Below are 7,636 nucleotides of genomic sequence, written 5' to 3'. Positions count from 1 at the left end.
CGTGCTTTGCTGGTCCGCATTCCCCTTGGTCGCGGCCCTTCGCTCCACCAGCTCCTTTCGCAGATCGCTCTGCCTCGTTCGCCGGCTTCGCCGCTACTGTGGCCACGTCCGACTTCCCGCGTTCGTTCGTCATCGGCTTCGGCTCCTCGCCTTCCCGATGCGGACCGAAGGCGCATGCCGCCTGCGGTCGAACGCGGGACCTCCCAGGTTCCGGCGCGGTCCCTTACTGCGTGATGGGGTCTTCGACCACGGCAGAGCGTCAGCCCCTCGCATAACGGGACCGCACATGTTGCCTTCGACGTTGCTTACCGCCTCGGCCTCTGCGAGTTTCTGTCTTTCGCGGCTCAATAGCCACCCCACAGCATCGTTGTGTACGCTTCGCTGCCGCCGTCGCCGACGACACCGCAACACTCACTACCGGGCGCCCGCTACGGCTTACCCGGACCGGACTTCCACCGGTTGGACCGCGCCAGCTTGCCTGGCGCACAAGCAATCCAGAATCTGTCCGCGGAGGGACTCTGGATTGCTTCGCTGCGCTCGCAATGACGAATTGGATGGAGATTCAGCGCCCACATTCTCAGTTAGGATGCTTCTTCTTGCTGCGCTTGGATGCGGGCACCGTTGGATGCGCCGGCGCTGCCGTCGTCGATGATGCGCCCAATGCCTTCCGACTCTCCTGCAGTCGCGCATCATAGCCGGGAGAGTTCATGACGGTCGGCGGCCTTGCCTCCGCGAACGTGGAGGCGCCGCAGAGGGTCGCCAGAGCGAGCCCGATCATCAAACAACGCCTCATCGCGTTCCTCCCATCGCACTCAAGCGCTACCCGCGAATCTGCTGCGGCGTCAGCCCGGGCGGGCCCTTGCCCGCGACTTCAGCTTCCTTGATCAGCGCAACAATGCGGCGCATCAGCGGCACAGCGACATCATGTTGCTCAGCAAGCGCAATGACCGCGCCCTGGAGATAGTCGATCTCGGTCTTGCGGCCCTGCTTCAGGTCCTGCCACATCGAGGAACGCGCCTCGGGATCGATCTTCATGGTCCGCCCCAGGATCAGGTCGAAAATCGTGTTGGGCAGTCTCAGCAAGGCCGGCGTCCAGGACATCGGGATCGCCGTCGCCGAGACCGGATTGATGCCGGCGGCTTTCAATGCGGCCAGCCCCTCCGCCATCTGGTCGGCGAATAGTGTCCTCCAGTCGCGGTTCGCCAGTTGCGCGGCCAGCGGCATGTCGGACAAGGCGCTGAGCGCGTTGTTCAGGTTGATGATCAGCTTGCCCCATTGCACGCCGGTGATGTCGCGGCTCGCGCGCATCGTGAGACCGGGCACCGAGAGCGCCGCGGCCGTATTCGCCTCGTCTTCCCCGATATGGATGTCGCCCGAGGTCGAACGATGGAAGCGGCCCTCGCCCATGGCGATCACGTTGAACGGCACCATGCCGGCGAGCACGCGCCGGCCACCGAGGCGCTCGCGCAGAACCGCGACGTTGCCGACGCCGTTTTGCAGTGACACGATGATTGCATCCTCCGGCGCATGCTGCGCGATCTGATCCGCGACTTCATCAGTATTGGCACTCTTCACCGTGACCAGCACGATGCCGGCGCTGTGCAAGATCGCGGGATTCTCAGACAGCGCGAACTGGCCGGCGCTGAGCTTCCTTTCGGAGCCGTCGAAATCGGTGAGCCGCAGGCCGAACCGCTCGATCTCGGCCTTCACCCGCGGCCGCACCAGCAGCGCGATGCGGCGACCGCCGGCCGCCAGCATGCCGCCGACGAGACAGCCGATGGCGCCCGCGCCAGCCACCACGATCGGCCGATCCGTATTCACCTGGCTACGCTCCCAAAATGACCCGCACTCGATAGCAGAGCAAACCGCCGCTGCCCATTCCCGCAGTTGCGGCGCAATCGCCTTGTAACCGTCATGAGAGCCTCATATGTTTTCGAACGGGGCTGTTACCGGCAGGAGAACGACATGGGTTTGCTCGACGTCCTCAACGGCATGCAGAACGGCCCACGCGGCCCAAGCGCACCGAGTTCGCAATCCTCGTCCAGCGGCGGCATGTCGCCCATTACCATGGCGATCCTTGGCCTGCTCGCCTGGAAGGCATTCAAGCATTTGAGCGGCAATCAATCCGGCAATGCGCCGCAGCCGTCCCCGGCACCGACACCGACGCACCTCCCCCCGCCGGTGAATGCGGGCACTGGCGGCGCGCTTGGCGGAGGCGGTGGCCTCGGTGACCTCTTGAAGGGCGGCCTCGGCGGCCTGCTCGCAGGCGGTGCGGCCGGCAGCGTGCTGAGCGGCGGGCTCGGCGATCTCCTCAACCAACTCCAGCAGACCGGTCATGGCGAGACTGCGAACAGCTGGGTCGGCAAAGGCCAGAACAAGGAGATCGCGCCGGGCGATCTCGCCAACGCGCTCGGCGCCGACCAGATCGAGAGCCTGTCAGCCCAGAGCGGCCTGTCGCGCGACGAACTGCTCTCCGGCCTCAGCCAGTATCTGCCGCAGGTGATCGACCATCTGACGCCGGACGGACGGCTGCCGACGGAGCAAGAGATCTCGGGCAGGGTCTGATTTTAGTCAAACGAGGGGAGCACTGACATGAGCATGGGCGGCCTGTTGTGGATCATCGTCGTCGGCTTCGTCGCCGGCCTCATCGCGCGCTGGCTGGCGCCGGGACCGAACAACCCGAGCGGCTTCATCCTCACCACCATCCTCGGCATCGTTGGCGCATTTCTGGCGACCTTCATCGGCCAGGCCATCGGCCACTACGGCCCCGACCAGGGCGCGGGATTCATCATGGCCACCATCGGCGCCGTGGTGGTGCTGTTCATCTGGCACCGGCTGGTCGCGAGCGGCGTGATCAAGGGGTAGCCCACAGTTGCATTGCGGTGTGACCCATCGACAAATTCGGTGTCGTCCCGGCGAAGGCCGGGATCCATAGCCACCGAATTTGGTTTGGCGAAGATTGGCAATTGCCGACTTCGCACTACAATTACGGCGTGTGGTTATGGGTCCCGGCCTTCGCCGGGACGACGGTCGTGTTTGTCGCGCTAGCGGAGCGCTATCTCACGTAATCAAATGCATCCCGGCGTCCATCCGCACGACCTCGCCGGTCATGTTGCTGGAAGCCGGCATCGCCAGGAAGCAGACGAGCTGCGCGATGTCGTCGGCGGTTGATGCGATCTTCAGCGGCACCTTCGCGACCACGCTGTCGCGCACCTGCTTTGCACCTGCCTCGCCGCGACCCTTGGTGAACCACGGCGTGTCGATATAGCCGGGGCACAACGTGTTGACGCGGATCAGCGGCGCCAGCGCACGCGACAATGACAGTGTCATGGTGTTGAGCGCGCCCTTGCTCGCCGCATACGCAATCGACGAACCGACGCCGCTGATGCCGGCAACCGAGGAGATGTTGACCACGGCTGACGGCCGCCCCGACGCCTTTGCACCGGCCTCCAGCAGGCTGCGCGCGGCACGCACCATCTGGAACGGGCCGATGGTGTTGACGCCATACAATCGCTGAAAATCTTCCGCCGACAATCCGTCGAGATCGGCATGGGCGACGTGCTTGGTGGTGCCGGCATTGTTGACGAGCACGTCGAGCCGGCCCCAGCCGCTAGCTGCCGCAACGATCTTGCGGCAGTCTTCGTCGCGCGACACGTCGCCCTGCGCGACCAGAACTTCCGCTGCGCCGGACTTGCGGCAGGCCTCAGCGGTTGCCTCGGCTTCCTTCTGGCTCGAGGAATAGTTGATGACGAGCCGCGCCCCGCTCCGCGCGAGAATGTCCGCTGTCGCCGCGCCAAGCCCTGATGCGGATCCCGTCACGATTGCGCACAAGCCGTCCTTTGCCATCCGGATTTCCTTCCCATTGTTGAGTTTCGCCGCCTTGTTTAGCGAGTTTGGCGCGCCCTGCAAATCGAGCAAACTCCGTTAAGCGGAATTACTACGGAATGGTCCTTCGCCCATGCCGGCGCCGCAGATGGACCTGCGATCAACGCTTGTCAGGACCATGGCTTTTTCCGATCATCCGGCGCAAGAAGAGACCGCGCGCCGGCCCAAGGGTCCGGATGCGCCAATGGTAAAACACGGGGAACGCTGTGGCGGAGAGTGACAATATCGTCGTCGACACCGCGGAGAAAATCTTCGCCGATCTCGCCGATCCGCAAGAAATCAACAACGACAAGAAAGATTCGTGGCAGGCGCCGCTATGGCAGGCGCTGAGCGAGGCTGGCCTGCCGCTGTCCTGGGTGCCCGACGACCTCGGCGGCTCCGGCGCGAGCCTTGCCGACGGCTTTGCCCTTCTGAACGCCGCCGGCCGCTTTGCGATCGCAGTTCCGCTGGCCGAGACCATGCTGGCGGGCTGGCTGCTGGCGCAAGCGAAGATCGCTTCGCCGGAGGGCGAGATGACGGTGCTGCCGGCGAGCCCGAAGGATCGCATAACGCTCGACGCCGACGGCGCACTCTCGGGCCGCGCCCGCGGCGTGCCGTTTGCGAAAGCGGCGAAGCACTTTGCCGTGCTGGTACACGGCAAGGACGGCGTCTTGATCGCGCTGGTCGACGCAACCAAGGCGCGGATCGAAGCCGGACTCAATGTCGGCTACGACCACAGCGACACCGTCACGCTCGACAAGGTGCAGCCCGTCGCCATCAAGTCCGCCCCGAAGGGCTTTGACAAGACCGCCTTGATGCTGATGGGCGGCGTCGCGCGCAGCCTTCAGATCGCGGGCGCGCTGGAAGCGATGCTCGACATCTCCGTGCGCTATTCCAACGAGCGCGTCGCCTTCGAGAAGAAGATCTCGAAATTCCAGGCGGTGCAGCACAACCTCGCGCGCCTTGCCGGCGAGTCCGCCGCAGCGCTCGCGGCAGCGACCTCGGCCGCCGATGCGATTGCCAGCGCAAAGTCCTTCGACGACGAAGTCTACCTCGAAGCTGCCTCGGCAAAAATCCGCTGCGCGGAAGCTGCGGAAAAAGGCGGCGCCATCGCGCATCAGGTGTACGGCGCGATCGGCTTCACCATGGAGCATATTCTGCACCGCTATTCGCTGCGGGCGCTGGCCTGGCGCGACGATTTCGGCTCGGAGAGCCACTGGGCCGTCGAGCTCGGTAAGCTGGTTGCCAATCGCGGCGCCGACGAATTGTGGCCGCTCGTGGCGTCGCGCTGATCAGGGAACGACAGACCAATGACCGCTGCCCTCCGTTTCGATCCGATCCGCCTTCCCGAAGAATGCGAGCAATTGCGCAAGGAAGTGCGCGGCTTCCTCGCCGACGAAATCGCCGCCGGCACCTTCGATCCGCACAAGCCCAACCGCGAAGACACCGACGCGCCGGAATTTTCCCGCCGGGTCGGCGCCAAGGGCTGGCTCGGCATGACTTGGCCGAAAAAATATGGCGGCCAGGAGCGCTCCTTCCTCGAACGCTATGTGGTGACCGAGGAGATGCGCGTGGCCAATGCGCCGACGCGGCGCTTCTTCGTCGCCGACCGCCAGAGCGGGCCGGTGCTTTTGAAATACGCCCCCGAGCACATCAAGATGGACATCCTGCCGCGCATCTGCCGCGGCGAAATCTGCTTTGCCATCGGCATGAGCGAGCCGAACTCGGGCTCCGACCTGTTCGCCGCGAAGACGCGCGCGACCAAGACCGACGGCGGCTATCTCATCAACGGCACCAAGATCTGGACGTCGTCGGCGCATATCGCCGATTATATGATCGCGATTTTCCGCACGTCGCAGCCAACGAAGGAAAACCGCCGCCACGGCCTGACCCAGTTCCTGGTCAAGATGAAGCAGCCGGGTATTCAAGTGAACCCGATCCGCCAAATCACCGGCCAGTACGAGTTCAACGAGGTTGTCTTCACCGATTTCTTCGTACCCGATGATCACGTGCTCGGCGAGGTCGACGGTGCCTGGAAGCAGGCGACGAGCGAGCTTGCCTATGAGCGCTCGGGTCCGGAGCGTTTCCTCGAAACTTATTACGTGCTGACCGAGCTCGTCCGCGCGGTCGGCCCCAATCCGGATACGCGCAGCGCCGAAGGCATCGGCCGCCTCGTCGCGCAGCTCCACACCATGCGGCGCATGTCGGTTTCAGTGGCCGGCATGCTGCAGGCCGGCAAGGAGCCGGTGGTGGAGGCCTCCATCGTCAAGGACATCGGCACGGTGTGGGAGCAGCAGCTGCCGCACCGCGTGCGCGATCTTGCCGCTTTCGTCGAGGAGACCGCGACCAACCGCGAAACGCTGGAGCGGCAGCTCGACTTTGCCATCAAGACCGCGCCGAAACTCACCATCCAGGGCGGCACCACCGAAGTGCTGCGCGGTATCATCGCCCGCGGACTTGGCCTGCGCTAACGCTGATGAGATCACCCCGCCAGCCACTCGCTCCGTTCACCTCTCCCATCGGGAGAGGTCGATTTGCGCCAGCAAATCGGGTGAGGGGTTACGCTCTATCGAGGGACCGCAGCCCCTCACCCGGCGCTGCGCGCCGACCTCTCCCTATGGGAGAGGTGGTTCTTCGCTACGGACAGATTGAGATAGAGGCCACATGAGCACATGTACGGATATTGGCGTCGAGAAGATTGGGCATGTCGGCACTATCGAGATCCGCAGGCCCCCGCTCAACTTCTTCGACATTTCGCTGATCAACCAGATCGCCGATGCGCTCGACGAGTTCGACCGCGACATCGAGATCCGGAGTTCTGTGCTGTCGGCACAAGGCAAGGCGTTCTGCGCCGGCGCCAATTTCGGCGACCCGGCGCGGCAGGCGCAGGAGGCGCGCGAGGCCGAGAGAACAGCAAAGGGCGATCCGGCCGACAGCCTCGGCCCGATCAACCATCTCTACATCCAGGCCGTGCGCATCTTTCGCGCCAAGAAGCCGATCGTCGCCGCCGTGCAGGGCGCCGCCATCGGCGGCGGACTGGGCCTTGCGGTGTCGGCGGATTTCCGCGTCACCTGCCCCGAGGCGCGCTTCTCCGCGAATTTTACAAAACTCGGTTTCCATCCCGGCTTCGGCCTGACCGTGACGCTGCCTGAGCTGATCGGCAAGAACAACGCCGAGCTGATGTTCTACACCAGCCGCCGCGTCACCGGCGAGGAAGCATATAAGTGGGGCCTCGCCAACGAGCTGGTGCCGCAGGACCAGGTGAAGGCGGCGGCGATGAAGCTCGCCGGCGAGATCGCCGAATGCTCGCCGCTCGGCCTCGTCTCCACCCGCGCCACGATGCGCGCGGGTCTGGCCGACCGCGTCATGGCCGCAACCAATCACGAGCTTGAGGAACAGACCCGGCTGCGCGCGACGGAGGATTTCAAAGAAGGCGTGAAGGCGACGGAAGAGCGGCGCGCCGCGAATTTTAAGGGAAGATAGCGTCTTCTTTCTTCTCCCCTTGTAGGGACGTCTCGCTATTCTTCCTTGAGCGGCCGCACTCTCGACCCGTCATCCTTGTATGGGGAGTGAGTTGTCAAGAGGGCGTCGTTTGATGGCGGCGGTCTTGGGCGCCGCGGCGAGGAGCGGTCAAGGCTGGCCGTAGGCCACCGCCGGAGACGGCGCGGCAGCGGCCTTGAGCGCGACGAGCTCGGCGCCACAATGGCGTCCCTGCAACGCACGCGATGACGATAACAGGTGTGACGTGATGCGAGGCCTGGGCCGTGAATGA

7 protein-coding genes are annotated in these 7,636 nt (G+C 64.6%); 5 read left to right on the top strand and 2 right to left on the bottom strand.

Going from position 1 to position 7,636, the window contains the following annotated elements:
• Positions 1–819: 819 nt before the first annotated feature.
• Entirely contained in the window at positions 820–1,821 is a 1,002-nt protein-coding gene (locus IVA82_RS14785; RefSeq protein ID WP_247390801.1) for a 2-dehydropantoate 2-reductase, read from the bottom strand.
• 144 nt (positions 1,822–1,965) lie between these two features.
• Between IVA82_RS14785 and IVA82_RS14780 the strand changes: the two genes are divergently transcribed.
• Both IVA82_RS14780 and IVA82_RS14775 read left to right on the top strand, forming a co-directional pair.
• A complete protein-coding gene (locus IVA82_RS14780) occupies positions 1,966–2,565 on the top strand; it encodes a YidB family protein (protein WP_247390803.1) in 600 nt (199 codons plus the stop codon).
• Positions 2,566–2,592: 27 nt separating this feature from the next.
• Entirely contained in the window at positions 2,593–2,865 is a 273-nt protein-coding gene (locus tag IVA82_RS14775) for a GlsB/YeaQ/YmgE family stress response membrane protein (RefSeq protein ID WP_212303528.1), read from the top strand.
• A gap of 195 nt (positions 2,866–3,060) precedes the next feature.
• Here the strand turns inward: IVA82_RS14775 and IVA82_RS14770 are convergent, their stop codons facing one another.
• On the bottom strand, positions 3,061–3,846 hold the full coding sequence (locus IVA82_RS14770) for an SDR family oxidoreductase (protein WP_247390804.1): 786 nt from the start codon (positions 3,844–3,846) through the stop codon (positions 3,061–3,063).
• A gap of 245 nt (positions 3,847–4,091) precedes the next feature.
• On the opposite strand from IVA82_RS14770, the gene IVA82_RS14765 reads away from it, so the two are divergent.
• The 3 genes from IVA82_RS14765 to IVA82_RS14755 all read left to right on the top strand — a co-directional run bounded on the left by IVA82_RS14765 (position 4,092) and on the right by IVA82_RS14755 (position 7,347).
• Positions 4,092–5,156, top strand: coding sequence for an acyl-CoA dehydrogenase family protein (locus IVA82_RS14765; RefSeq protein WP_247390806.1), 1,065 nt, complete (start codon positions 4,092–4,094; stop codon positions 5,154–5,156).
• Between the two features lie 18 nt (positions 5,157–5,174).
• Complete coding sequence (locus tag IVA82_RS14760) at positions 5,175–6,335, top strand: acyl-CoA dehydrogenase family protein (protein ID WP_247390808.1); 1,161 nt, start codon at positions 5,175–5,177, stop codon at positions 6,333–6,335.
• Positions 6,336–6,528: 193 nt separating this feature from the next.
• Positions 6,529–7,347: an enoyl-CoA hydratase/isomerase family protein gene (locus tag IVA82_RS14755; RefSeq protein WP_247390810.1), complete on the top strand. Its 819-nt coding sequence runs from the start codon at positions 6,529–6,531 to the stop codon at positions 7,345–7,347.
• Positions 7,348–7,636: the final 289 nt, after the last annotated feature.

This window comes from Bradyrhizobium sp. 142 (assembly GCF_023074015.1).
Classification (GTDB): domain Bacteria; phylum Pseudomonadota; class Alphaproteobacteria; order Rhizobiales; family Xanthobacteraceae; genus Bradyrhizobium.
This window is presented reverse-complemented; position numbering and strand designations above follow the sequence as displayed.

Coding starts and splice junctions, on each gene's coding strand:
- IVA82_RS14770 (WP_247390804.1), bottom strand. CDS start 3,846: ATGGCAAAGGACGGCTTGTGCGCAATCGTGACGGGATCCGCATCAGGG.
- IVA82_RS14780 (WP_247390803.1), top strand. CDS start 1,966: ATGGGTTTGCTCGACGTCCTCAACGGCATGCAGAACGGCCCACGCGGC.
- IVA82_RS14775 (WP_212303528.1), top strand. CDS start 2,593: ATGAGCATGGGCGGCCTGTTGTGGATCATCGTCGTCGGCTTCGTCGCC.
- IVA82_RS14755 (WP_247390810.1), top strand. CDS start 6,529: ATGAGCACATGTACGGATATTGGCGTCGAGAAGATTGGGCATGTCGGC.
- IVA82_RS14760 (WP_247390808.1), top strand. CDS start 5,175: ATGACCGCTGCCCTCCGTTTCGATCCGATCCGCCTTCCCGAAGAATGC.